The organism is Adhaeribacter arboris (assembly GCF_003023845.1).
Classification (GTDB): domain Bacteria; phylum Bacteroidota; class Bacteroidia; order Cytophagales; family Hymenobacteraceae; genus Adhaeribacter; species Adhaeribacter arboris.
Genome location: NZ_PYFT01000001.1, coordinates 4,171,016 through 4,192,624 on the forward strand (window position 1 = coordinate 4,171,016; position 21,609 = coordinate 4,192,624).

Annotated in this window: 22 protein-coding genes; 11 read left to right on the plus strand and 11 right to left on the minus strand. The window is 44.5% G+C overall.

What is annotated here, in order from left to right; translation table 11 throughout:
• Nucleotides 1-58: 58 nt before the first annotated feature.
• The 3 genes from AHMF7605_RS29820 to AHMF7605_RS17140 all read right to left on the minus strand — a co-directional run bounded on the left by AHMF7605_RS29820 (nt 59) and on the right by AHMF7605_RS17140 (nt 1,956).
• On the minus strand, nt 59-217 hold the full coding sequence (locus AHMF7605_RS29820; RefSeq protein WP_158267541.1) for a hypothetical protein: 159 nt from the start codon (nt 215-217) through the stop codon (nt 59-61).
• 116 nt (nt 218-333) lie between these two features.
• On the minus strand, nt 334-828 hold the full coding sequence (locus tag AHMF7605_RS17135; protein ID WP_106931279.1) for a DUF4411 family protein: 495 nt from the start codon (nt 826-828) through the stop codon (nt 334-336).
• Nucleotides 829-1,956 (minus strand): ImmA/IrrE family metallo-endopeptidase, encoded by a 1,128-nt coding sequence (locus AHMF7605_RS17140; RefSeq protein ID WP_106931280.1) that lies wholly within the window; start codon nt 1,954-1,956, stop codon nt 829-831.
• A 596-nt stretch (nt 1,957-2,552) separates the two neighbouring features.
• On the opposite strand from AHMF7605_RS17140, the gene AHMF7605_RS17145 reads away from it, so the two are divergent.
• The 3 genes from AHMF7605_RS17145 to AHMF7605_RS17155 all read left to right on the plus strand — a co-directional run bounded on the left by AHMF7605_RS17145 (nt 2,553) and on the right by AHMF7605_RS17155 (nt 5,386).
• Nucleotides 2,553-3,182 (plus strand): pyridoxamine 5'-phosphate oxidase family protein, encoded by a 630-nt coding sequence (locus AHMF7605_RS17145; RefSeq protein ID WP_106931281.1) that lies wholly within the window; start codon nt 2,553-2,555, stop codon nt 3,180-3,182.
• Nucleotides 3,179-3,448 (plus strand): hypothetical protein, encoded by a 270-nt coding sequence (locus AHMF7605_RS17150; protein WP_106931282.1) that lies wholly within the window; start codon nt 3,179-3,181, stop codon nt 3,446-3,448. The genes AHMF7605_RS17145 and AHMF7605_RS17150 overlap by 4 nt, the downstream gene beginning before the upstream one ends.
• Nucleotides 3,449-4,264: 816 nt before the next feature.
• Complete coding sequence (locus AHMF7605_RS17155; protein WP_233219173.1) at nt 4,265-5,386, plus strand: glycoside hydrolase family 43 protein; 1,122 nt, start codon at nt 4,265-4,267, stop codon at nt 5,384-5,386.
• Between the two features lie 696 nt (nt 5,387-6,082).
• Here the strand turns inward: AHMF7605_RS17155 and AHMF7605_RS17160 are convergent.
• Both AHMF7605_RS17160 and AHMF7605_RS17165 read right to left on the minus strand, forming a co-directional pair.
• Nucleotides 6,083-7,009, minus strand: a complete 927-nt coding sequence (locus AHMF7605_RS17160) for an RraA family protein (RefSeq protein WP_106931284.1) — start codon at nt 7,007-7,009, stop codon at nt 6,083-6,085.
• 223 nt (nt 7,010-7,232) lie between these two features.
• Nucleotides 7,233-9,140: a vWA domain-containing protein gene (locus AHMF7605_RS17165; RefSeq protein ID WP_106931285.1), complete on the minus strand. Its 1,908-nt coding sequence runs from the start codon at nt 9,138-9,140 to the stop codon at nt 7,233-7,235.
• A 115-nt stretch (nt 9,141-9,255) separates the two neighbouring features.
• Here AHMF7605_RS17165 and AHMF7605_RS17170 point away from each other — a divergent pair, with 115 nt between their 5' ends.
• From AHMF7605_RS17170 to AHMF7605_RS17190, 5 genes are read left to right on the plus strand one after another with little or no spacing between them, the layout of a single operon-like run.
• Nucleotides 9,256-9,852: an RNA polymerase sigma factor gene (locus AHMF7605_RS17170; protein WP_106931286.1), complete on the plus strand. Its 597-nt coding sequence runs from the start codon at nt 9,256-9,258 to the stop codon at nt 9,850-9,852.
• On the plus strand, nt 9,839-10,393 hold the full coding sequence (locus AHMF7605_RS17175) for a hypothetical protein (protein ID WP_106931287.1): 555 nt from the start codon (nt 9,839-9,841) through the stop codon (nt 10,391-10,393). The genes AHMF7605_RS17170 and AHMF7605_RS17175 overlap by 14 nt, the downstream gene beginning before the upstream one ends.
• 35 nt (nt 10,394-10,428) lie before the next feature.
• Nucleotides 10,429-11,208 (plus strand): energy transducer TonB, encoded by a 780-nt coding sequence (locus AHMF7605_RS17180; protein ID WP_106931288.1) that lies wholly within the window; start codon nt 10,429-10,431, stop codon nt 11,206-11,208.
• A 49-nt stretch (nt 11,209-11,257) separates the two neighbouring features.
• A complete protein-coding gene (locus tag AHMF7605_RS17185; protein ID WP_106931289.1) occupies nt 11,258-11,632 on the plus strand; it encodes a TM2 domain-containing protein in 375 nt (124 codons plus the stop codon).
• A gap of 6 nt (nt 11,633-11,638) precedes the next feature.
• Nucleotides 11,639-12,118: a phospholipase D-like domain-containing protein gene (locus tag AHMF7605_RS17190; RefSeq protein WP_106931290.1), complete on the plus strand. Its 480-nt coding sequence runs from the start codon at nt 11,639-11,641 to the stop codon at nt 12,116-12,118.
• A 12-nt stretch (nt 12,119-12,130) separates the two neighbouring features.
• On the opposite strand, the gene AHMF7605_RS17195 is transcribed toward AHMF7605_RS17190, so the two are convergent.
• From AHMF7605_RS17195 to AHMF7605_RS17205, 3 genes are all read right to left on the minus strand, one after another.
• Nucleotides 12,131-12,523 (minus strand): VOC family protein, encoded by a 393-nt coding sequence (locus AHMF7605_RS17195; RefSeq protein WP_106931291.1) that lies wholly within the window; start codon nt 12,521-12,523, stop codon nt 12,131-12,133.
• A 76-nt stretch (nt 12,524-12,599) separates the two neighbouring features.
• Complete coding sequence (locus tag AHMF7605_RS17200) at nt 12,600-13,922, minus strand: amidohydrolase (RefSeq protein WP_106931292.1); 1,323 nt, start codon at nt 13,920-13,922, stop codon at nt 12,600-12,602.
• A 326-nt stretch (nt 13,923-14,248) separates the two neighbouring features.
• Nucleotides 14,249-15,520, minus strand: a complete 1,272-nt coding sequence (locus tag AHMF7605_RS17205) for a metal-dependent hydrolase family protein (RefSeq protein ID WP_106931293.1) — start codon at nt 15,518-15,520, stop codon at nt 14,249-14,251.
• A 739-nt stretch (nt 15,521-16,259) separates the two neighbouring features.
• On the opposite strand from AHMF7605_RS17205, the gene AHMF7605_RS17210 reads away from it, so the two are divergent.
• From AHMF7605_RS17210 to AHMF7605_RS17220, 3 genes are all read left to right on the plus strand, one after another.
• Nucleotides 16,260-16,523, plus strand: coding sequence for a hypothetical protein (locus AHMF7605_RS17210; RefSeq protein WP_106931294.1), 264 nt, complete (start codon nt 16,260-16,262; stop codon nt 16,521-16,523).
• 203 nt (nt 16,524-16,726) lie between these two features.
• Nucleotides 16,727-17,221: a DinB family protein gene (locus tag AHMF7605_RS17215; protein ID WP_106931295.1), complete on the plus strand. Its 495-nt coding sequence runs from the start codon at nt 16,727-16,729 to the stop codon at nt 17,219-17,221.
• Entirely contained in the window at nt 17,209-17,457 is a 249-nt protein-coding gene (locus AHMF7605_RS17220) for a hypothetical protein (RefSeq protein WP_199200257.1), read from the plus strand. The genes AHMF7605_RS17215 and AHMF7605_RS17220 overlap by 13 nt, the downstream gene beginning before the upstream one ends.
• Nucleotides 17,458-17,513: 56 nt before the next feature.
• Here AHMF7605_RS17220 and AHMF7605_RS17225 read toward each other — a convergent pair whose 3' ends face one another.
• The 3 genes from AHMF7605_RS17225 to AHMF7605_RS17235 form a co-directional block, all read right to left on the minus strand.
• A complete protein-coding gene (locus AHMF7605_RS17225) occupies nt 17,514-18,593 on the minus strand; it encodes a formylglycine-generating enzyme family protein (RefSeq protein ID WP_106933514.1) in 1,080 nt (359 codons plus the stop codon).
• 381 nt (nt 18,594-18,974) lie between these two features.
• Nucleotides 18,975-20,408, minus strand: a complete 1,434-nt coding sequence (locus tag AHMF7605_RS17230; RefSeq protein WP_233219174.1) for a sulfatase family protein — start codon at nt 20,406-20,408, stop codon at nt 18,975-18,977.
• A gap of 414 nt (nt 20,409-20,822) precedes the next feature.
• Complete coding sequence (locus AHMF7605_RS17235) at nt 20,823-21,266, minus strand: RagB/SusD family nutrient uptake outer membrane protein (RefSeq protein ID WP_106931298.1); 444 nt, start codon at nt 21,264-21,266, stop codon at nt 20,823-20,825.
• Nucleotides 21,267-21,609: the final 343 nt, after the last annotated feature.

Consider the following 21,609-nt stretch of genomic DNA (forward strand, 5'->3'; position numbering starts at 1 on the left):
TCCATTGAATTTTAAGGAATGACCGATTTAGATAATTTATGCCCGATTTAAACAAGCTTTAAGCCTTAGTTTTACCCAGATCGTCCGATTTATCACTACTTTTAGGTTTGTCGGGGTTAGCTTTTTTGGCTGCCAGCAGGCGCTTCTGGTGTTCTTTTTTCTCCTTGAATTCCTTTTGGCGCTGTTTCTTTTGCTGATCTCCGGATCTGGTTCCCATTGCCTGGTTTGATTTTGTTATATGCAGTTAGTGGCCTATTAGCTTTTACCTGATTTAGCTAAGCGGTATGCTTTATTAAAATGCCTTAACTATATGCACAATAGAACAGCATATATCTAAAATCGCTCGCCAAGTTCTCTAAACATATCTATAGTATTAATAAAACGAACCCCGCGAGGTAAACAAACATCAGGAATTTTGATTCTTCGTTTACTGCTAGGATCGCTAACTTCGTGGGTAATTATAGTAACACTATTTGTTAAAGCATAAGCGATGAGCCACGCATCTGCTTCATCTTCTCCTAAAAATTCTGTAATTGCGGCTGGACTATAATGTGTTCGTTTACTTTCAATCCAATTAACAATTTGGGCATAAGCTGTTAGAACTTCAGTAGTATCACGAAAAAAGTTCTTAGGTAAATTATCTTTACACCAGTTGCTTAAAAGGTCTCCATTTGGATAAATCTCATTTTTAACTTTATCAATACTAATAATTTTACCATCGTGGGCAAGCTGCTTTACTTTTTCCCAAAATCCAACGGCAATATCTAAAGGGTAAACACTACGATGAGCTTGAATAAAAAAGTTGCTATCTACAACGTAAATACCCATCTATTGATAAAGTTTATTCATAAATGTTTGATAGGTATCTCCCTTAAGTCCTGTTAAGCGATATGCATCCCTATATAATAAAGCATTTCCTTTTATTGCTCTATCTACATAAGCAGCAAATGTAGGGCTTATCTTTTTCTTAGCAGATGCATAAAAATCGCCACCACTACTTTTCTTTTCCTCTTTCTTAGCTTTCAAATCTTCGATATAATCATTATAAAACTTGAAGAATGATTGTTTACTAACTTTCCTTAAATCTAAAGCACGTCTAGCAATAACTAATTGACTAACTTTAAAGTGTTTTGCTAATACAGAAATGCTTGGAGTATTATCCCAAACCTGGTTAAAAGAATTCTCTGGAACAAGAAATTCAGCAGCTACTTTGTCGCATAATAATTCAATAGGTGCATCAGCTGGTTGCAATTTTCTAAAATCAAATCCAGCGCTTTTTCCAATCCAAATGTGCGCTAACTCATGAACTATAGTAAATAATTGAGCTGCCTTTGCGTCCGCAGAATTTACAAACATAAAGGGCGCGAATGCATTTACTAAAACAAATCCTCTACATTCGTTAACAGAGATAGGTCTAGTATTATTTGTGCCTACAACACTATTAAAATTTATAATTATACCAATATCCTCAATTTTGCGCGTAAGAAAATCCAAGGTATCCTGAAATTTTGAAAAAGAGCTTGCCCATTCATTTTTAAGACCTAAGGTGTTGTGTATATCTTCAACAATTATTTTAAAGTCTGTATTTTCATCGAACTTACCTACAAATGGTAGTGGTTCATAATTGTTTTCCTCTAGAAACTCGATTAACCACTCTTGCCTTCTTTGGGTCAACAGAATGGTATCATAAACATTTATACTAACCTGTTCAGTTTGGGATCTTCCAGTACGGAAAAACGGGAATGGTAAATTTTCCTTTGGAGGTTCCTTTAAAAAAAGATATCCAAAAGGAATATGTACTTTATTAGAAAATTTTTCGAGTTGCTTTACTGTGGGTCTTTTCTTATTGTCAAGCCAATCTTGTATGGGAAACATTGCAAATTCTTGCAATTCATAACCTGCCCGAGCAATTGCCCAAGTAATTATGTCTGCATTAAAATTTACTTCTGTTTTCATTTAAATTCAAACTATTATATCTTTGATTAATTGTCGTATTAATTTATTAAGTCGATTTTTATTTAATAAATCTATTTATAAAACGAAAATAACGGTTTTTTAATTTAAAACATGATTTTTAATTTTTTATAATAATTGTAAGTTCTCCCTATTGTTCTATATAAATTCAGTTACAAGTAGAGTTCATTTAGTTATAGGTTGAGTTTGCGCGAACGGCTTCCACCTATTCTCTGTGGAGCTAATCTCTGGTTGCTGAAATAGGGTATTCTGGTAAAAGCCAATCTGAGATTGGCTGCCCAAAAAGCACTCAAGTGCTTCACTATTACTAAGCTCAACTTCGATTGGCTTTATTATAAGTCGTAGAATACTAATCTAATTCTACACTAAACAGCGTAATTTTAAATTTCTCTACTTTTATCCATTTTTTAAAGGGAATTACTAGCTTAAAGTTGATGCATTTAGCTCTATGACTCCACCATCGAAAATTATCAGCATACCGGTTTATGCATAAATCTAATGCGCAAATGCCCGAACAACAGCCAATAAACAAAGCATAATACTAGCCTGTTTCAATAATGCCTTTAATTGCGAATAAGATGAACTATAGTCAATTAGCTTTTTCTGATGCCGCCAAAGAATTACAACAGGAATTTGGGAGCCGGCAGATTTACGAGCGCGTGGAAAAATACCATGTGGTAGATGGCCTAACCGAGAATGAAAAGAAGTTTATTGCGGAACAGGATCATTTTTACATGGCTACCATCGGCGAGAACGGCTACCCCTACATCCAGCACCGCGGCGGCCCCAAAGGCTTTGTAAAAGTACTGAACGAGCAAACGCTGGCCTTTGTCGATTTTTCGGGCAACCGGCAGTACATCTCCGTTGGTAATATCGAGACGAACTTCCACGTAGCGCTCATTCTAGTTTCGTACCCGCACCGGGCCCGCCTGAAAGTATACGCCCAAGCCAAGATAGTACAACTCACCGACGAGCCGGAACTGTTTGCCCAAATAGACCCCGCCGACTATAAACACCGGCCCGAGCGCATGTTGGTACTTACGGTTCAAGCCTACGATTGGAATTGCCCGCAGCATATTACCCCGCGCTATACCGCCGAAGAACTGGAACCTGCCTTTGCGGCCCAACGCCAACAAATCGCCGACCTGGAAGCAGAAAACCAAAAGTTAAAAGCCGAACTGGAAAACTTAAAAGCTCTCCCCAAATGATCACGATTTATTATCCGTCCAATAGCCATTTGATTAATACCTGGCAGGAGCGTTTAAACCAGTTAGCTTTTAAGTATGCGTTAATCCAGGAAGATGCGGCTACGGAACCGCGCCTCATAGACGGAGACGAACAGGCCGAAGGAATACCGGCCATAGAAGCGCATCTGGAAAGCCTGGAACAGTTCAAAAAAGATTGGTACGATTCCCGCTGCGACCGCTACGACTTTGAACCGGACGCACCAGGTTACGGCTTCACTAAAATTTAACCCGCGTAAAGAGTTACCTAATAGGCTGGTTGATTTGCTGTTAGTTACGTATATTTTTTTTAAATAAATTATACCAAATCGCTTCAAGTAGCTGCCATAACGAAGGATATGAAACCCGGCGGGTTTTGAAAACCCGCCGGGTTAGAGCAATTTGTTAAATCAACCTGATGGAAGGTGACTAATACTATTTGGTATTAATTCTAAATCTTCCTGAACTAGAAACCAGTATCCAGTCAGGAATAAATCTAATTATTTGGTCATTCAGGAGGAACCTATTTAGCTACGTAGCCAAATAGGTTCCTCCTGAATGACCTTTTATTTATGGAATTTATAAATTGGGGAAAATGCGGATTTATCTTACTCGAATTTCCTCTATTTGCTTTGCTATGTTTATCTACTCCTTTGTAAGAAATAACAGTTGATTAAGTCTGACGCTCAAGCAGATTGGCCTTAACGATTTGTACAGTGCACAGCCCCAAGGGCACCCACAATTTCGGCCGGCAAATGGCTGAAAGTAGGCGAAACAGTCCGGATTGGCAATTGGTCACTCTGCGCAAAGTTACCAGCAAAGATTCTGTGTTCTGCATAGAATAGAGTTAGTGAAAATAAACACTTTACGTGAATGAACGAGCCTAAGGAGAAACTACAGCCGGGCGAGAACAATAAACTCAGCTTTCTTATGGCGGTTCGTTCCACTAAATTACCTGGAAAAATGATGGTAGTATTATATACAAATAGGTACCTTTATTTCGGATAAACTTACCCTTTACCATGAAAAACATTCTGCTCCTATTTTGCTGTATCTCCGCATTCTCCATGCCTTCCGCACTAGCCCAAACCGCCGCTCCGGCGGTTGCTCCCGCGAAGGTTACCTATACGAATCCTTTAAAGATACAATTTGGGGACCCTTATGTGTTACACACCGGGGGAACGTATTACATGTATGGTACGGGAGCGGGCGCCGACAAAGGGTTCGCGGCTTATTCTTCCAAAGACCTGGTAAACTGGAAACGAGAAGGGCAGGTATATTTTCACGATAACAAAAATGGCTGGAGCGACCCGAAAGCCAGTTGGGAGGGAGCGTATTGGGCACCCGAAGTATACGAAGTGAAAGGGAAGTTTTACTTGTTTTACAGCGCTCAATGGAAAGAAAATCCGACCAAAGAAGTAGAAAATTTTAAAATTGGCGTAGCCGTGGCCGATAAACCTACTGGCCCTTTTACAGATTTGGCCAACAAACCGGTTTTTGACCCGGGTTATCCGGTAATTGATGCCAATGTGTTTTTCGATACCAACGGCAAGGCTTACTTATACTACTCGCGGGCCGCCTACAAGCACCCCGTAGAAAGCGAAATAGCGGATTGGGCCCGGCAGAAAGGCTGGTACAAGGAAATTGAAGAAAGTTGGGTATACGGCGTGGAACTGAAACCGGATTTTTCCGGAGTTATTGGCGAACCGGTTTTATTGCTGCGGCCACCCGTTAAACTCAGCGACAAACAAGCCGAATGGGAAAGCCGGTCGGTTACCTCTAAAGAAGTAAATCGCCGCTGGACCGAGGGTTCTGTTACCTTTAAAAAAGGCCGCACCTATTACATTATGTATTCGGCGAATTACTTTGGCGGCCAGCATTATGCCGTGGGGTACGCTACTTCTACCTCACCTTTAGGTCCGTTTAAAAAAGCCGCCAATAACCCAGTGTTGCAGAAAAACTCGGCGAAAGGCGGTACGGTAACGGGTACGGGGCACAACAGCATTACCTACTCCCCGGACGGCAAAGAAATGTTCTGCGTGTACCACGGCCGCACCACCAAAACCGGAGACGAGCGCGTAATTTTCATTGACCGCATGGAGGTAAAAGATGGCGTACTAAAAGTTTACGGCCCTACCACTTCTCCGCAAAAGCTACCGTCTGGTGTTAAAACTACGAGTAAAAAGTAGAGGAAATTGCGTTTATTACTGTAGTTCTTTGGAGACTTTTCAAGCCTCCAAGCGTTGGTGCTATCTAGTTGGAGAAGGCTGAGCTGGCTCCCGGCCGCGGGGCCTCGTTTGGCTCTTCCGCACTCGCTAGCCTTCCTTTCCTCGCTTGGCTGCGGAATACTGCTCCGCAGTACCGGAACCCTAGCAGGTGCTCCACAGCCAAACTAGTGTCAATTACTCTTTGCTACCGTTCTTACTTGTTTAAAGTAGTGGAATACCCAAAGCATAAGAAAACCAAGCAGCTTAGAGTAAAACAGAACCAAGAAGTTGGATTCAACTAATTCTTATAGTTGGTTGCAATCCGTGGAACTAATTACTCCATTGCTCCTTCTTATCAGATGAGCCAGAAAAACCACCGATAAAAGTAAACGACATCAGTTTGGCTATGAAGGGCCTTCTAAGGTTCTGGTTCTGGTTCTGCGCAGCAGAAGAATTCCGACGACAGGAGGAAAGGAAGCTTAGACCAGCCCGGAAAAGCCAAACGGGGCCATGCGGCCAGGAGCCAACTGGTTACTTCTCCAACTAGATAGCACCTGAGCACGGAGATTTGAAAAGTCTCCAAAGAATTACTCTTCTTAATGGTCTACTCTACTATGGATTATCTTAGTTTACTATTTGGAATAATTCTTAATTTTTAATTGAGCGAAGCACCAGAGGCTACCATGTTCTTTTACTCATTACTTTATCCAGTTCCGGGCGGGTCATTTTGCCTAGTTCCGGGTGTTTTTCGAGCCATTTTAAGAAATCAGATTTGATTTGGTCCGGCCATTGACTATCAATTTCCCCGGTGCTGTATTTACCGGTACGTACCATCTCGAAACCGAACTTATCTTTCCGGATGACAAATTCCGACGTACTGACTACCTGCTCCGCCAAGTGAGCCGGCACAAAAAGCACACCTTCCGGTTGTACAATCACTAAATCGCCGGGTAGAACTACCGCTCTGCCAATCCGGATAGGAGTATTCAGTCCTTGCAAGACCATTTCTTCGGTATAGGAAGGATGAAAATCGCGCACTACGGCGTTAAATCCTTTAATCTGGCGAAGTTCCTGCAAATCGCGGGCCGCCCCGTCGAACACCACGCCGTTCCCTGATTTGCTGATAATCGAATTAGCCAAAGTAGCCCCCATAATACCACCCCCGCTGATTTTGCCGAAAGCATCGGCCACGTATAAATCCCCTTTCGTGAGAATATCGATGGGCCAGGCATTCGTGTTACCTTTTCGGCCTTGTTTAGCGCCCCGGTCTTTAATGTGTTTTTCCAGATCGGGCCGACTCGGCAAGTACACGGCCGTCATGGCCCGGCCCGTCATGGGCATATCGTTTACGCTTTTCCAGTTACCTTCAAACTGATTTACGTAGCCTTCGTTTTTTAAAACGCTCCAGGCATCGTCGATCATAATGTGCTTAGCCCTTTCTAGTAGATTATCCGGAATTTTTGGTCGCCCGTCCGGAAATCTTTCGCCTTGCCAATCGGAGGTAAGATAGGTGAGCTCTTCTTTGGAGATGGTTTGCGCGCTGAGCGGATTGTTAAAAAATAAACTGCTTAATACAATTAAAATAACAGTACTCTTTACTTTCATAGGTTAACGGAAGGAGATTTATTTAAAGTTGTCAGAAACAAATTTCTAAAAATAAGGAATGATAAATCAATAATTGCCATATTCCCCGTTTTCAACCTATTTTTAATGCTTAACCAGCTTATGCTATTTACGCGATGGCGCGGATTTACTTTCGTGCCTTTCTAAAATATTAGGTTAAAAAAGGCTCCCAGGAATAAATTTTCTTCCCTACGCCGTTCTAGAGTTACTTCTCTCTTGGTACAACCTGCGCTTCCGGCACGGCATTATCTAATAATTGCGTGGTTTTCACTAAGCGAATAAACTCGGCCCGATAGCCTTCCGCATCCTGGCTTTTGGCTCCTTCTGCTAAAGAAACTACCTGGGCGTAAGTCGCCTGACCTTTGTGTTCGGAATCGCGGAGCAGCATGCCAAATTCGGCAACAGCCGCCGCAAACCGGAAATTCTCCGAAGGTTTAGCGGTACGATTAGTGGAAACTACTTTTTGAAACAATTTACTGGTAGTACCATCGGGAGTTTTGTAGCGCAGCTTCAGAGTTAGTAATTCGTCCGCGAAAGTAGTAGTAGTATTCGTTTTTACCTGCTGGTATTTGAGTTCGTCTACTCCGTTTAGTAAAGAGGAAGATTTTTTACTGCTAACCGGAATAATTTCGTAGAGCGCCGTTACCGTATGCCCCGCACCTAAATCACCGGCATCTTTTTTATCGTTTTTAAAATCTTCGTTACGCAAAGTTCGATTTTCGTACCCAATCAAACGATACGCTTGTACGTAGGCCGGGTTAAACTCCAGTTGCAGTTTTACATCTTTGGCAATGGTAAACAAAGTACCGCCAAACTCATTTACCAATACTTTTTTCGCTTCCTGAATATTATCCACGTAGGCGTAATTACCATTCCCAATATCGGCTAGTTTTTCCATGCGACTGTCTTTTATATTGCCGGTACCAAAACCCAAAACCGTTAAAAATACGCCGCTTTCCCGTTTTTCCTCAATTAACCGTTCCAGTTCCGAAGTACTCGATACACCCACGTTAAAGTCGCCATCAGTAGCTAAAATTACCCGGTTATTACCTTTATCCAGGAAGTTCTCTTCGGCTATAGAATATGCCAGTTTAATGCCTGCGCCGCCGGCCGTAGACCCACCCGCTTCCAGCTTCTCTAAGGCCGATAAAATAACTTCTTTGCGGTTGCCGGCGGTAGGCGGAAGTACCAATCCGGCAGCTCCGGCGTATACCGCAATGGCTACTTTATCCTGCGAGCGTAGTTGGTTCACTAATAATTTAAAACCAGCAATCACCAAGGGTAATTTATCCTCAGACGCCATAGAGCCGGATACATCAATCAAAAAAACCAAATTGGCGGGCGGCAGATTATCGGTAGGTATGTTTTTGCCTTGTAAACCAATATGCAGCAACTGATTATCTGGATTCCAGGGGCAGGCAGCCAGTTCGGTTGCTATGGCCAAAGGATCTTCTTCTACCGGCTGCGGATAAGTATACTTAAAGTAGTTTACCATTTCCTCAATGCGAACGGCATCTTTAGGCGGCTTCCGTCCATTATTTAAAAACCGGCGCACGTTGCTGTACGAAGCCGCATCCACATCAATCGAAAAGGTAGAAAGTGGGTTGCGGGTAGTTTCCAGGAAAATATTTTCTTCTACCCGGTCGTACTCTTCGGTATTATAATTAACCCGGGGTAAATCAATCAGTATACGCCTGGAGTTCATCGGACCAACGCTCGCTTTTATTTGAACCCTGCTCATGACATTCGCCGCTGTTTTTACGACCTGCTCGGCCTGATCGAATGCCACTTCTACTACTTCCTGTAACGGGTTGGTATCGGGCTGTAATTTAATATTCAATTGCTTTTGAGTACCCAGCCTGACTTCCTGGGTAAGGTAACCTATCTGGCTCACGACCAGCGTGCGGGCAGTAGCGGGTATTTGGATCGTAAAATTGCCCGCTGAATCGGTGAGGGTACCCAAGCTGGTTCCTTTTACCGTTAGGTTTACTCCGGCTAAAGGCTGATGATGGCGGGAATGGATTACTTGTCCGGAAATTTTCCGGTCTTGCGCCAAGCTCCGGCAGGAGGTAACCAGCAACAGGAAAGCGAGCAGATAAAAGTAGTTTTTCATGGCCGTAGATCGTGAATTTCTTCCATGATGTAGTTACTCAAAGAATTACACACGCGGGTTGGTATTTTTTTCCGGAATAAATGCTTTTATTTAGGATAGTTTTACGCTGCCGGATATGTTTCTTAAGTTCTTTTCGAAAAATTCACAACCACCCAACGACCTAGAACTGGTACAGCGCTACCAGGAAACTGGCGACCTGGCGTACGTAGGAGAATTATTTGAACGCTATACCGAAATGGTTTATCTCATTTGCCGGAAGTACTTACCCGACGAGGACGCCAGCAAAGATGCTACCATGCAAATATTTGAGCAGCTAATTGAAAATTTAAAAAAACACCAGGTTACCAATTTTAAAAGTTGGCTGCATTCTACGGCTAAAAACCATTGCTTAATGCAGTTGCGGGCGCAAAAAAGCAAACCTACTATTTCTTTAGATGCCGATCCCATATTATCTATGCAATTGAACCCGCATTTGCATCTAGGTAATAATGAGGTCGAAAACCAAGAGCAGGATTGGCAATTGCTCGAAAAAGCCATGGCCGAATTGCCCCCAGAGCAACGTTTTTGCCTGGAATTATTTTACCTGCAGGAGAAAAGTTACCAGCAGATTGCCGAACAAACGGGTTACGACCTAAACCGAGTGCGCAGTTACATTCAGAACGGGCGCCGGAATATGAAAATTTACGTGGAGAAGCATCATGACCCAACCTGATACCTTAAAATGGCTTTTACCCGACGACGGACATTTTTCGTTGGAACAGCTCCGGCTGTACCAGGAAGAGAATTTGTCAGCCCCGGCCCGGCATCAGGTAGAAAAACACCTGCTGGATTGTGATTTATGCGCCGATGTACTGGCCGGCATGGCTGTTTCTAATCGTACCCAAACGCAGGCGGCGGTAAGTCAGTTAAATCAACGGCTGAAAAGTAAGATTCAATCGGAATCTCGCCTTAAAGTTCGGCCTTTGTACGGACCAACTCTGCGGATAGCCGCGGGTTTTTTAATTTTGCTCGTGAGTTTTGGCCTATTTCGCTACTTGCAACAGCCCACTACAACAGTAACTTCGGAAAAAACGGTGGCTCAGTCTTCCTCAACCAAGCCTGAATCCGTACCCCAGGTGGCTCTTTCCGCTCCCCCCGACCCCATTATAAAACCTGCTGAACCAGAACCAGCCACACCGGCAGCAAGTAAAACTCCTTCTCCAACCCGGAAAACCATAGTTGCTAAATCAACAAAAAAGAAAAGTCGGCTTTAGCTGCTGGTTCAGACGCGAAAGACACCCTTTTCCCGGTGGATACGGCGGTAGTATTAGATGCCATGGCGGTTACGTCTACGGATAAGCCGATGGTGAATGAGAATGTTCCACTGCCAACTACCATAGCCCACAGCAACAGCTTGTTAGCAAAAAAATTAGTAACCGGAACCTCGCTAACGGCAAAATCCGTAAACGGTATATCTTTACAAAGTGTCCCTGCTTATACTGGTCAAATTGTTACTGGGAAAGTGCTGGATGCGGCTTCTGGCCAAGGCTTGCCCGGTGTAAGCATGCGCGTAAAGAACACTACGCTGGACATGGTTACCGATGCCGATGGCAATTTCTCGTTCACGGTACCAACCGGAAAAAATGAATTAATTATAAATTATGTTGGCTATTCTACTCAAAAAATCAAAATTAAACCAACAGATAAACGACTAGTCGTGCAACTAAAGCCAGATGCTAACCAGTTGAGAGAAGTAGAAGTGAGCACTTTCAATAAAGAAAACATCCCGGCAACCATAATACCTACTAAACCTGAAATAGGACAAAAGGCTTTTTACCAGTATATCCAACAAAATCTGCATTACCCTGAAGAAGCCCGGCGGCAAAAACAGGAAGGCTTGGTAGAAGTTGGTTTTACTGTAACGGAAGCCGGTGAACTAACGGATTTTAAAATTTTAAAGAGCCTTAATGCGGCTTGCGACGCTGAAGCCATTCGGGTAATTAAAGAAGGCCCACCCTGGCAACCTAGCTTATTACAGGGCCAGCCTCAGCCGGAAAATGTGCGGGTAACCATACCGTTTAAGTTATAAGAAGTTACTAAATTATAAAGCCCATTATCTTACCAAAAATTTACTAATTATGGCTAACGTCTTAAACTACTTACCCCATTTAGAAGCCGATGAAATGGCTTTTATCCAAGGCTTTTTTCAAAATTTAAACGACCAGCAGGCGCAACAATTCACGGATATTTACCGGACGCGCCGCAAAACGCCCGAACTTATTTTATTTACTACTTTACTGGGCTTTGTGGGGTTTGCCGGCATTCAACGGTTTGTGGTGGGCAGTATAGGGATGGGAATTCTGTACTTTTTCACGGCCGGACTTTGCTTTATCGGTACTATTATCGATGCCATTAATTACCGGCGAATAGCTTTTGAGTATAATATAAAAGAAGCGCAAAAAGTGCAGATAATGGTAGTGAGTCAAATGGGTGGTCCGTACACGGGGCGATAAAGGTATATGGTAAATTTTTCGTCGCTTTTCCGGAAACCCGAAAAAGTAGTTCAGCAGGTATATTTTAGTCCGGGTACCGATTGCCTGAACGCCATTCTGGAGCAGATTGAAACGGCGCGTACTTCTCTTAAAATATGCGTTTTCACCATCAGCGACGATCGGATAACCCAGGCAATCTTACAAGCTCATCGCAGCCACGTTGCCGTTAAAATTATAACCGATAACGAAAAGTTGTTTGATATGGGCTCTGATATTAAACAATTGGCGCAGGCGGGAATTCCCATCCGGGTAGATAATACGGCTAACCACATGCACCACAAATTTGCGATCGTGGATAATGGGCTAGTTTTAACCGGTTCGTATAACTGGACCCGCAGCGCCGCCAAGTATAATCACGAAAATCTGGTTATAACTTCTGCCAAAAGTATTGTAACGGATTTCGGTTACGAGTTCGACCGCTTATGGGAAATTATGGTACCTCTTTAAATGACTTTCTTCTTACTCCCAAGTACCGGCAAACAGTACCACCCGCCAGCCATCCGGATCTTCAAAAGTAAGGCCTTTATCCTGCCAGTAAGGATTTTCGGGCGGAACCGGAAAGTACCCCAGATTTTGCAAGCGGCTCACTGCCGCATTTAGAACAACTTGGTCCGGAATGTAAAAAACCAGTAGATTATCCTTGGTGGGCGCCGGACAAGGACTACCGGCTACGTGTTGCGTAAATTCCAGGTGATACTCCCGCCCCGGCAAACCCAACATAACACCATCATAGCCCGCGTGATTAGCAAAAGAACTTAGCTTTTCTAAGCCTAAACCTTCGGTATAAAATTGAATTAATTTGGCTAATTGATCGGTTGGACGGGCAATCCGGACTTGGGCGAAAGAAAGCATAAAACGGTTAACTTAGAATAAACTATAGGTTTACTAGGGTGAAAGCGTACTACCTAACAATATCTCGGCCTGTTCGTTAATTTCCACCTCCAGAATTAACCTGGCCCGGATAATCCAGAACCAAATTACATAAAGTTCTTACGCCTAGCTTAAAACCACTTTCGTCGATGAAGAAGTCGGGAGTATGGTGCGAAGGCGCTTCTTCGCGCTTTTTGCCTTTGGGCATGCCCCCCAAAAAAACAAACAAGCCCGGTACTTTTTCCTGGAAGAAGGAAAAATCCTCGGCTCCCGTTACGGCCGGGCGTAATTCTACATTTTCGGTGCCCGCCGTACGTTGCAGCGTAGGCAGCATTTTTTCGGTTAAGGCCGGTTGATTATACGTTACCGGATAATGGATGCTCAACGGAATTTGTACTTCGGCGGTGGCACCGGCGCTTTCGGCCGTTTTAGTGGCGATCTGCTTAACGCGGGCAATAATCATTTTTTCGTCTTCGGCGCTTAACGCCCGGAGCGTTCCCGTCATTTCTACTTGTTCCGGAATAATATTCGACCGGTTGCCGCCCTGAATAGTGCCAATGGTAACAATCCCCGGATTCTCGGTTACATTTAAATTGCGGCTGACAATGGTTTGTAAATTATTTATAATTTGAGCCGAAACCACTATTGGGTCGACGGAAGACCAGGGATAGGCGCCGTGCGCTTGCTTGCCTTTTACCGTAATTTTCATGTCGTTCACGCTAGCCATGGTGCCGCCCGGCCGGTAAGTTATTTTGCCCACTTCCGTTTGCGAATTAATGTGCAGGCCAAAGGCTACCTCCACTTTCGGGTTTTCCAACACCCCTTCTTTTATCATTAACTCCGCCCCGCCCTGCTCGCCAAAAGGCGCACCTTCTTCGGCGGGTTGAAAAATAAATTTTACGGTACCCCTAAGCTCATTTTTCATTCCCGAAAGTACTTCGGCTACGCCCATTAAAATAGCCACGTGCGAGTCGTGGCCACAAGCGTGCATCACTCCCACCGGCTGCCCGTTATAGGTAGATTTAACTTTAGAAGCAAAAGGCAAAGGCACCCGTTCGGTTACCGGTAAGGCATCCATATCGGCGCGTAAAGCCATAACCGGCCCTGGTTTGCCGCCTTTTAAAACGCCTACTACCCCGGTTTTGGCTACGCCGGTTTTTACTTCTATCCCTAAAGCTTTCAGGTGTTTGGCTACGATGGCGGCCGTTCGTTTCTCGTTATTGCCCAACTCCGGATTCTGGTGGAAATCGCGCCGCCAGGCAATTACTTTTTGTTCAATTTTATCGGCTCCCTGATCTACTTTGGTACTAAGAGGATTTTGCTGGGCTAAAGTTGGTAGCGCAAGCATGGAGGTGAGAAGTAGGGTGTAGATATTTTTCATAAAATATGGTTTCATTTTAGTTAAACTTGTTATACCGTAATGCCAATTCCCTGATCAATTTCATTAAGTTAAGCAGAGTAAATATAAAAATCCTTTGGCTAGTGCGAGCTTGTAGCTCGTACTAGCCGCAATTAACTTAGGAAAATAGTACGAGTTACAAGCTCGCACTAGCCCTTTCTCTTAACTTAATAACATTGATCAGGAGATTGGCTATCCAGAAAGGCGTAGAGCACTTCGTTAACTCTACGCAGAACGGCAATTTAGTGGTTTAAAAATATTAAATCCGTTAAGCGTAAAATACTTTAACTCTAGCTAGCTTTTGTTACTTATTGCTTATAAATAACCCCGTCTTTCATTACTAGTTTCACCTTCCGGATTTGAGAAATAACAGTTTCGGGATTTCCTTCCACCGCAATAATATCGGCCAGTAAACCCGCTTTGATCCGGCCAACAGAGTGGCTTAAACCAAATACATCCGCGTTTACGGAAGTAGCGGAACGCAGTACGTCCCGGTTTTTCATGCCGTAAGCCGCCATTAATTCCATTTCGCGGGCGTTGTCGCCGTGGGCAAAAACGCCTACATCGCCGCCCATAATAATGGTAACGCCGGCTTGCAAAGCGGCCGCGAAACTTTGCCGTTTCTTTCTGATACGCTCCGGTTCGGGTTGGCTCGTTTTGTTCCAGCCCGAGTATTGAGCAATAGCGTCGCCGGCGGCTAAGGTGGGGCAAAGCGCTACTTTCTTTTCTTTCAGGAGCCGGTAAATTTCCGGGGTAGCCTCGTCGCCGTGTTCAATGGTACTTACGCCGGCCAGAATGGCGCGGCGCATGCCCTCGGGCGTAGAAGCGTGGGCTACTACCGGGCGGCCGCTGCTAGCTGCTACTTCTACTATTTTTTTAAATTCATCCAATGTAAATGTAGACTGTGCCTGGTTATTCAATCCCCAACGGTAATCGGCGTATACTTTTATCAGGTCGGCACCTTTACCAATTTGCGTGCGCACTTCTTTTATGATAGCATCTATTCCATCGGCTTCGGCCGCCCCTATCACCGAATCAATATCATAACTCAAGGCTTTAGGACCGTAACTACCCGTGGCTACTAACGCCCTGGTGGCTACCAACATTCGGGGACCGGGAATTATTTTCTTTTCAATGGCTTGTTTTAGACCCACATCATCGTAACCAGCGCCTTCCGTACCTAAGTCGCGAACGGTAGTAAAGCCGGCTAATAAGGTATTTCGGGCGTGAACGGTAGCGCGAGCCAGGCGCTCGGCGCGGGATTCTTTGAGTACCTGGTCGTTCCAGGAAGTTTCATTGTAAGGATGCAAAAATAAATGGCTGTGGCCTTCGATTAAACCGGGCAGTAAGGTAGTACCGTTTAAATTTATTATCTGGGCATTGGCCGGGGCATTTACTGTTTTCCCGACGGCTTCGATGCGATTATTTTTTACTAAAACTTGCCAACCTTCCTGTATTTGTTCGCCATCGAATACGCGGTCGGGTTTAAGTAAGTAATACGTATCCAAATTAACGGATTGGGCCCGCGTGGCCGGACACGTAAGTAAGATAAGGCCCAGTAAAAACAGGAAGTAACGCACAGGTGATGGCTTTTTAAAATTATGGTTTAATATAAGGATGAATTGTGAAATGCGGTACTTGATTCTTATTTGTATAGCGGGTACTCTTTCTTTAACTGGCTATTAGCTGATTATCGTTCGCATAGCTAGTTGAGTATTATTTCTTATGAAGCTGTTTCATGGCGGAAGAATTGACCCTTCCGCCATGAAAGGCACCTTTCCTAAAACAGGGAAGGAGAAGCGGCTTTTTACATGTACCAGGTACCATTTACCAGTTGCCTTTTACCATTTATCACTTTAAGGTATGAGTTTACTTGCTTGCATTGCTGCACTTTGCTTAAGTATTACGGCTTCTTGCTTGTTTCATTCCAGGAAGTAGCAGAAGTAAAGTATGGCTTGGATTTACGTTCGTGCCTTTCCGATTCAAACACTACCTTGATTAAATTAGATTTAACCTCAATTTAAAAGAAATAGCCGTATTTGGCAGACTCTTATCAGATAATGGATAGACAGTAGCTAAAAATAACTGACAGCAGTTTGGCCATAGAGGGCCTTTAAAGATTCCGGTACGGCGCAGCAGCATTCCGCAGCATAGCGAGGAAAGGGAAAAAATAAGAATAGCCACCTCTCCTCCCCTGTTTTTAGCTTGCCCGGAGGGCGAAGGGGTCAAACTAGGCCCGCCGGCTTCAACAACAAACAACTATTATTACTTTTACCAAAAATTTCTTATAAATTTTGTATACTACAAACGAAAAAACGCATGGACGAAGACTTGCCACACCTCACCCCAGCAGAATTGATAGCGGAAGTAATAAAATTGCGGGCGGGTATTCGGGCGCACCGCGACAGTACCAAGCATGAATTATGCTGGCACCATCCACAACTCTGGAACCTATTGCCCGAGAAAACCACGCCTGACATTGCCGTACCCGCCTGGCCGCAATTCCTGCGGGGCTGTGTGCATTACCGCGAATCTTTAGACGTACAACGACCGGAAGCTCCGCGGATAGAAGAGGAATTTTAGATTGCTGATTCACGCAAAAAGCCCCTTATTCTTAAAGAGAACAAATAGCTAATAGATAAAAAAAACCAGCAACCCGCCTTATCCTGGAGGAAAGAAAAATATTTAAAAAAATTAAAAATTAAAAAAAGGGGCTGCCATAGGGTTGTCAGTGGGAGGGCTTAGCTTTGTTCTATATCAATCGTTTCACCCCAAAAACCTAAACCATGGAGCAAGCATTCGTAAAAAACCAGACCGCAACCTTTATTACCGCCGCCAACTTATTGGAACATTGGCAGGGGCACCGGGGCTTAACCCGCCGGGTAATAGAAGTTTTTCCGGAAAAAGATTTTTTTGAGTATTCCATTGCCGGTATGCGTCCGTTTGCCAGCATGGTGCAGGAGTTACTGGCCATTGCCGCACCTGGGCTCCGGCAAATTGTGGGAGGAGACACCGAACAACTAAACGAACACCTGGACCACCAAAACAGCAAAGCGCATTTGCTGGCTTTATGGGACCAAGCCACCGCGGAAATTAACCAATTGTGGGCGCAGATTCCGGAAGAAAAATTTGAGGAAACAATTCTGGCTTTCGGGCAATACGAAGGCACCGTGTGGTCTACTATTTTTTACTTTATCGATAACGAAATTCACCACCGGGCGCAGGGTTTTGTGTATTTGCGTTCGTTGGGCATAGAACCGCCTTATTTTTGGCAAAGATAACTAAAGAGACTTACATGAAAGAAGTACTGGTATTTCAAACATCGGTAACTACCCACCAGCGGGTGAATCAGGTAAAACCTGTATTGGATAACCTGATGCACTCCGGTGAAAAGTGGAATTTTGATCTGGAGGATTGCGACCACATCCTCCGGGTCGAAGCCATTCGAATTCAAGCCCCTGCCATCATCCAAAGCCTGAACAAGGCTGGCTTTATCTGCAGAGAACTAGAAGATTAAGTTTAAACTAAACCTGTCAATCTAGGGTAGGACTAGACAATTTCTTACCTCTTAACTTAATTTACCACATCCTTCACGCAGCGAAAGCCCAAATTATCAGAACTACTGGTTACTTCGCCTTTGCCGCGGCTACCGGCTTTGTACCGGATGCAGTATTGGTCGCTGCACAGGAACGAGCCGCCGCGCTGCACGCGCTTTACTACGTTGGGTTCCTCGGGGTCGTAGCTGTCGGCGGGGCCTTGGGGATTTTTAGCAGGGCTCTGGCGGTAATAATCCGGTCGGTAAAAATCGCTGCACCATTCCCACACGTTGCCATCCATATCGTACAAACCGTATGCGTTCGGCGGGAACGATTTGATGGGGGCTACGCCCAAAAAGCCATCTTCGCCAGTATTTTTATCCGGGAAATTGCCTTGGTAAATATTGGCGACCCATTTATTATCCGGCTTTAATTCGCTGCCCCAGTAGTATTTCTGTTTTTCTTTACCACCCCGGGCGGCGTATTCCCATTCAGCTTCGGTGGGCAAACGTTTACCGGCCCAGCGCGCGTAAGCCAACGCATCTTCGTAAGAAACCTGCACCACCGGTAAATTTTTTAAATTTTTCGTGTCCGTAGGCTCAGCAGGGCCTTGGGGCTGGAGCCAGTTAGCGCCCGGCACGTATTGCCACCACTGCAACGGATTGTCCAGAGAAACTTCCTGCGCGGGCGTGGAAAACACCGCTGAACCGGGCACTAGTTTATCCGCCGGAACGCCGGGGTAATCGGCCGGGTTTAAAGCTCTTTCGGCCACGGTTTTGTAATTGGTGGCTTTCACAAATGCGGCGTATTGCCCGTAGGTTACTTCGTGCTCATCCATCCAGAATCCATTTACGGTTACGGCATGTACGGGCTGGGCATCCGGGAACTCGGGTTCGTTTGAACCCATCTGGAAAGTACCGCCTTTAATCCAAACCATTTTGGTTTTAGCGGTATCGGCTACCTGGTTTAAATCAACGGTTGCTTTTTGCGGAACTGCTTGCGCTGGTTCTTTGGCTTCGTCCGCTGTTTTTTTCTGACAACCTGTACTTGTAATAGAAAGTACCAGCAGAAAGATAAAACCAGGCCTTAGCGGGGAGTGAGATTTATTAGAATTCATAAACAAGTAAAACGGGCAATCAACAGTTTGCCTTCAACTTTAAAATTACATTGTTTTAGGGCTTTCTCAAAAGGTGAGTTCAAAACCTTAAATATTTTCCTACAACATGATCATTAAGTTACCAAAATAGCGCGAGCGTCTTCGCTCGTGAGTTCTATCGTCCGGCCTCTGGCCGGCAGGAATTTATTGCTGACTTGCTTTTAATGGATGTTTACCGGTTCGCCCGGCCAGAGGCCTCCCTAATAGCAGACACGAGGCTAGAGCCTAGCGCCGGTTTTAATATAGAATGAGCGTAATAATTCTGCCTAAGAAAGGAAATTTCTTATCGGCAGATATTTGTGTTCAAAATTATAAGCCAAGTAAAGCAATTCTCTAATAAGGCTAGTTCTGGACAATCACCTTATCTAAGTTGCTTTTCACCGGCTCCACGGTGGCTTGGTGTTTTTGCGCGAAGGCTTCCAGGTCTTTTATAATATCCGGGTGATTAGCGGCTACATCGTATTTTTCGGAAGGGTCTTGCTGTAAGTTAAACAATTGGTAGGCTTCCAACTTTTCAATTTTCTCGGGGTAGCCAATGGGGTTATTTTTTAAAAAATACAGTTTGTAATCGCCTTTCCGGACGGCGAATAATTTAGAACCGTGGTAATAAAACATTTCTTTCCGCGGGCTGGCTTTTTCTTCCCGTAACACGGGGGTTAGGTCATACCCATCCAGGGTACGGTCAGTGGGTACTTTGGCACCGGCCAGTTTGCTTAAAGTGGGTAATAGATCCAGGGTACTGCCCATTTGGGTGATGATAGCGGGTTTTATGCGGCCAGGCGCCCAGAAAATAGCGGGTACCCGCACCCCACCTTCGTAGCTGGTACCTTTGTTGCCGTACAAACTACCCGCGCTGCCGCCTTGCTCTTTGTACAAAGCCCAAGGGCCGTTATCGGAAGTAAATACCACGTACGTGTTTTTGTCCAAGCTTTCTTTTTTCAAAGCATTTAATATTTGGCCTACACTCCAGTCAATTTCCTCGATTACGTCGCCGTACAAGCCGCGGTCGCTTTTGCCTCTAAACTCCGGCGACGCAAAAAGCGGAATGTGCGGCAGCGAATGCGCTAAATACAGGAAAAAAGGCTTTTGTTTGTTAGCCGAAATAAACTTCACGGCTTCCTGGGTGTAACGTTTGGTAATGGTGTTCTGGTCGGCGGGTTTTTCAACTACTGCGGTGTTGCGCATTAAAGGCACCTGGTAGGTTTCTATTTTGGGATTGATAGCGGCCTCTATCGCGTTTATGGCCGGGTTGCGGTCCATGTCGTTGCTGTACGGAATGCCGTAGTACGAATCGAAACCGTGGCTGGTGGGCAAATAAGGTTTTAAGTGGCCTAAGTGCCATTTACCAATAGCCGCAGTGCTGTAGCCCGCTTCTTTTAAAATTTTCGGGATGGTTTTTTCCTGGGTAGGTAAACCGCCATCAGAATCCGGGAATAAAACGCGTCTTTTCTCGCCTTCCATGCCGTTTCTTACCGGCAACCGGCCAGTGAGCAAAGCCGCCCGAGAGGGCGTACACACGTTAGCCGCTACGTAAAAGCTGGTCCACTTCTGACCTTCGGCCGCCATTTTATCCAGGTTAGGCGTTTTAATCGTCGGGTTACCGTAGCAGCTTAAATCGCCGTAACCCAAATCATCGGTGAAAATAACGACAAAGTTTGGCTTGCTGGAAGTAGCCTGGGCACGCACCTGTTCCGCACCGGCTACTTCTAAAAAGAAAGCAGCCAACGCCAGGAATAAATAAGTTTGTTTTAGTTTATGGGGCATCAATCTTTTCATAGGTTAAAATTTAAAATTTTACGGATTATCATAGGTTTTTGAGAACCTCATTTTAAGAAAGTTGAAAGTCAAAACTTAAAAATTAAAAAACATTTATTGATTTAGGTATTTAAAACAACTTCTCCTTTGAAAACAACCCTCTCGCGAGCGTCCCGCTCGTGAGTATTATCATCCGGCCTCTGGCCGGTTGAAACTTGATTCAATTACTATTATGAAACGTCCATCTGTACGCCCGGCCAGAGGCCTACCAGATGGCAGACACGAGGATGGAACCTCGCGCCAGGAGCTATTTTCAAAAAACTTAATGGCTCATTTATAGGATAATTTTCTAAAACAAAGCATATGGCGGAAATGCTTTAAAAAGAAGGTAAACTTCATCTCTAATTCCTAATTTTTAATTTGGCGTTGCCCTGGTTAATACCCGTCGTTCTGTTTTAAATTCGGATTCGCGTTGATTTCGGTAATGGGAATGGGATAGAGTACGTGAAAGGGCTGGGCGTTTTTGCCGCGGGCTTTCGCTAAATCGATAAACTTACCTTGCCGGATTTGGTCTTGGTGGCTGTGCATTTCGGCGTAAAATTCCCGGTTTCTTTCTTGCAGCAAACGGTCGCGCAGCGATTCCTTCGTAAATCCATCTTGTGTTGTCAACGAGGCTCCGGACCGGGCTCTAACCAAATTAATCAAATTAATGCTTTCCTGGGTAGAGCCGTTTAACTCGTTCAAAGCTTCCGCGCGGGATAGTAAAACAGCGGCGCAGCGCCCTACCGGTATGTTACTGCCTTGTACCGCGCCGGCAGCGTTGGGGTCGAACTCAAATTTACCGGATAAAATCAGCTCATCCTCGATGGCTTTAAATATTCTTTTTTGGGAAGGTTTGCTAAACTACTTACTCTTAAGTAACCTTCTGTGTCTGGTGTAAATGTCGATCAGCACCGAATAACTATCTTTTAAAATTTCCTTAAATTTACAGGTAACAATTTGTCGATTAATGGGATATACAGGTGAAGCTACGGAATAAAGGTCCTTATTTAAACTAGTTACAATTGCCTATTGATCCAGGAAAAAGCAATCCGATTACCCAAAAACAGGATAAAAATCGTACTATCCTCATTTTTCGGGATTGCATTACCCGAAAGTGCAACACAGTAGCTGAACCATTTGGAAGCCGCCGCTCCGCCTGAATGCGGCTAGCTAAACAGCC

What these genes read in the sequence shown, in the direction of transcription:
- AHMF7605_RS29820 (WP_158267541.1), bottom strand. Translation starts at nt 217, where the DNA reads ATGGGAACCAGATCCGGAGATCAGCAAAAGAAACAGCGCCAAAAGGAA.
- AHMF7605_RS17135 (WP_106931279.1), bottom strand. Translation starts at nt 828, where the DNA reads ATGGGTATTTACGTTGTAGATAGCAACTTTTTTATTCAAGCTCATCGT.
- AHMF7605_RS17140 (WP_106931280.1), bottom strand. Translation starts at nt 1,956, where the DNA reads ATGAAAACAGAAGTAAATTTTAATGCAGACATAATTACTTGGGCAATT.
- AHMF7605_RS17145 (WP_106931281.1), top strand. Translation starts at nt 2,553, where the DNA reads ATGAACTATAGTCAATTAGCTTTTTCTGATGCCGCCAAAGAATTACAA.
- AHMF7605_RS17150 (WP_106931282.1), top strand. Translation starts at nt 3,179, where the DNA reads ATGATCACGATTTATTATCCGTCCAATAGCCATTTGATTAATACCTGG.
- AHMF7605_RS17155 (WP_233219173.1), top strand. Translation starts at nt 4,265, where the DNA reads ATGCCTTCCGCACTAGCCCAAACCGCCGCTCCGGCGGTTGCTCCCGCG.
- AHMF7605_RS17160 (WP_106931284.1), bottom strand. Translation starts at nt 7,009, where the DNA reads ATGAAAGTAAAGAGTACTGTTATTTTAATTGTATTAAGCAGTTTATTT.
- AHMF7605_RS17165 (WP_106931285.1), bottom strand. Translation starts at nt 9,140, where the DNA reads ATGAAAAACTACTTTTATCTGCTCGCTTTCCTGTTGCTGGTTACCTCC.
- AHMF7605_RS17170 (WP_106931286.1), top strand. Translation starts at nt 9,256, where the DNA reads ATGTTTCTTAAGTTCTTTTCGAAAAATTCACAACCACCCAACGACCTA.
- AHMF7605_RS17175 (WP_106931287.1), top strand. Translation starts at nt 9,839, where the DNA reads ATGACCCAACCTGATACCTTAAAATGGCTTTTACCCGACGACGGACAT.
- AHMF7605_RS17185 (WP_106931289.1), top strand. Translation starts at nt 11,258, where the DNA reads ATGGCTAACGTCTTAAACTACTTACCCCATTTAGAAGCCGATGAAATG.
- AHMF7605_RS17190 (WP_106931290.1), top strand. Translation starts at nt 11,639, where the DNA reads ATGGTAAATTTTTCGTCGCTTTTCCGGAAACCCGAAAAAGTAGTTCAG.
- AHMF7605_RS17195 (WP_106931291.1), bottom strand. Translation starts at nt 12,523, where the DNA reads ATGCTTTCTTTCGCCCAAGTCCGGATTGCCCGTCCAACCGATCAATTA.
- AHMF7605_RS17200 (WP_106931292.1), bottom strand. Translation starts at nt 13,922, where the DNA reads ATGAAAAATATCTACACCCTACTTCTCACCTCCATGCTTGCGCTACCA.
- AHMF7605_RS17210 (WP_106931294.1), top strand. Translation starts at nt 16,260, where the DNA reads ATGGACGAAGACTTGCCACACCTCACCCCAGCAGAATTGATAGCGGAA.
- AHMF7605_RS17215 (WP_106931295.1), top strand. Translation starts at nt 16,727, where the DNA reads ATGGAGCAAGCATTCGTAAAAAACCAGACCGCAACCTTTATTACCGCC.
- AHMF7605_RS17225 (WP_106933514.1), bottom strand. Translation starts at nt 18,593, where the DNA reads ATGAATTCTAATAAATCTCACTCCCCGCTAAGGCCTGGTTTTATCTTT.
- AHMF7605_RS17230 (WP_233219174.1), bottom strand. Translation starts at nt 20,408, where the DNA reads ATGAAAAGATTGATGCCCCATAAACTAAAACAAACTTATTTATTCCTG.